Origin of the sequence: Enterobacter sp. K16B (assembly GCF_020216105.1) — a bacterium.
GTDB lineage: Bacteria > Pseudomonadota > Gammaproteobacteria > Enterobacterales > Enterobacteriaceae > Enterobacter > Enterobacter sichuanensis.
Genome location: NZ_JAIWJZ010000212.1, coordinates 1 through 2039 on the forward strand (window position 1 = coordinate 1; position 2039 = coordinate 2039).

The window sequence follows — 2039 nt, forward strand, 5'->3', positions numbered from 1 at the left end:
TTTCATTTCAGCGTTTATCTTGTTCATGGCTACCTGCTGTGATGACGTTAGTGTTTGTGGCGAGGGGTCATAAGGGCGAAAATATTGATACAATCCATATCCCGCTACAATGAAGGCGACCAGGAACATTGCTTTTTGTTTTATCTTATTCATGATAAGCAAGCCCCGTATTTTTAACCCGCTGTGCAATTCTTATAATTGAGCGAAGAGTAAACCAGCGCGCATCCATGGTGTTGTCAGATTTGTAGGCCCCCTCGTGGTCAACGCCCACACCGAGCTGGGCTTTTAACTTCGGAGAATTGATCACTGCGGCTCTGACCGGTACAGTGCCGTCGCCGTCTTCAGCTGGGGGCAATAATTCATATTTACGGGTAACATAACCCTGGTCCGGTGTTTCCAGCGTAGCAAAGCGGATGGTCTGGTTAAATTTGTCCGCCGGGTAGAAGATTTCCCCCTGTTCGCTGACCAGCGAGCGGTAGGCTTCAGGAGTATATTTTCCGCTTACGTCCTTCCAGTGCAGTTCAGCATAAGAGGGGTAATTCTTCCCATCATTTCCATAAAAGGCATAGGTATTTTCATGGTAATGCCCATTAAGTTTCTCTATAAACGTACTAACATGATTGTTAATAATATTTTTGAAACGTTTCCAATCTTGTTCCAGCAATATCTTATCCCCGTTTTTATTTTCAGGATTAATAAAGTGTTCCTCACATAATCCCCACCACGCCGATCGCTGGGTGTAAATTTCCGTGTAAGGATCTGTCTGGGGTAAAGGCTGCTGAAGACCCTCAACGTGAAACCATCCCATCTTGTATCCCTTGCCAGGTAGTAGTTGCAAAGGCCCCGGCGCTTGCGCCAGCACGGCGGTCATTTCAGCGCCATTACTACCAATGACTAAACCGGTTATTCCTGCCTCACCCGCTTTCATCCGTTTATAGGCCATCGGGGAACCGCGGTCCGGCATCACCCCGTGTACAATACCCAGGATATTTTTCTGTCCGAAATCTCCGTCCAACAATTCCGAATAGTAACGGGCAACCAGCCCTCCCATTGAATGGGTTACCAGGATCACCCTTTCGCATTTGCGTCCGCTGGCTTTGTAATCGCTAATAATCTTTTCAATACGCTTGGCCAACATTTTAGCTGAATCCACATTTGACTGTAGCCAGTTATAACCCACTGCATGCACTGGAAAGAGGTACTGATAGCTTAGAGCCACTTCCTCCGTGGTCAATGGACTCTCGCCCGTTTCGGCCCCCAATGCTTTATCCAGCAGCCTCTCACGCAAGGTCAGGCGACCATTTTTGCTAGTCTTATTTGTTAACATTGTCTGGTTATCGTTCAACGCTTCCTGGAGCCAGGGGAGAAAAGTGCCATAGCTCATCGCCCCCACTTCCCCCCAGCCTCTCTCCCTGCGAGATGAAAATAACAGCCGCTCTTCCGGACTTTCGGTCTCGATTTTTCCGCTGGGATCAACCACAGTTTTGGTGGGATCCAATAATTTTTTCCTTTTCGCTGGCCCCCTTCCAATCCAGGGTAACATGCTTGTATTACCATTGACGGTCCAGACCGGTTTGCCATCGTCTGGACTCATCAAATTACTCCCCATCACCCCCGGTAAAAATACAACCGGGATGACTCTGTCCGGCATCTTATAAAGTTTGAGCCATTGCTCCTTGTCTTTCGGCGTGGCAATAACCTTATAGAGGGGATGACCAAACCTGTCGTACCCCAGCAGGACACTATTGCTGTCAGTGGCTTCAATCATCGGTTAGTCCTCATCCTTCAGGTTTATTTGCAACAATGCAGGGTCCATCAGGTTTTGCTTTTCCCCACGGCCGGATGCCGAGGTCATTAACTCCTGCACGGTACCATCGCTGTGCGTCAGGCTGATTTTCTGACCCGCTACGGGTGTCTCAGAATAGGGCCACAGCACTTCAGGCCCCATTTCAAATTCGCTGCTTTCCCACTTCTGGACCGCCTGACTAAAACTCTGTCCACCAAACTTCTGCCACACCGCCCCGCGCTCGATGATTTTG

The 2039-nt window shown here is 48.8% G+C and carries 1 protein-coding gene and 1 pseudogene; both read right to left on the reverse strand.

From position 1 onward, the window contains the following. Positions 1-145: 145 nt before the first annotated feature. Entirely contained in the window at positions 146-1768 is a 1623-nt protein-coding gene (locus tag LDK53_RS22750) for a lipase family alpha/beta hydrolase (RefSeq protein WP_225288146.1), read from the reverse strand. A gap of 3 nt (positions 1769-1771) precedes the next feature. After that, a pseudogene (locus tag LDK53_RS22755) lies at positions 1772-2039 on the reverse strand (type VI secretion system tip protein VgrG); the annotation flags it as partial.

Bases quoted from the DNA above. Each gene is read 5' to 3' on its own strand.
- LDK53_RS22750 (WP_225288146.1), bottom strand. From the start codon at position 1,768: ATGATTGAAGCCACTGACAGCAATAGTGTCCTGCTGGGGTACGACAGG.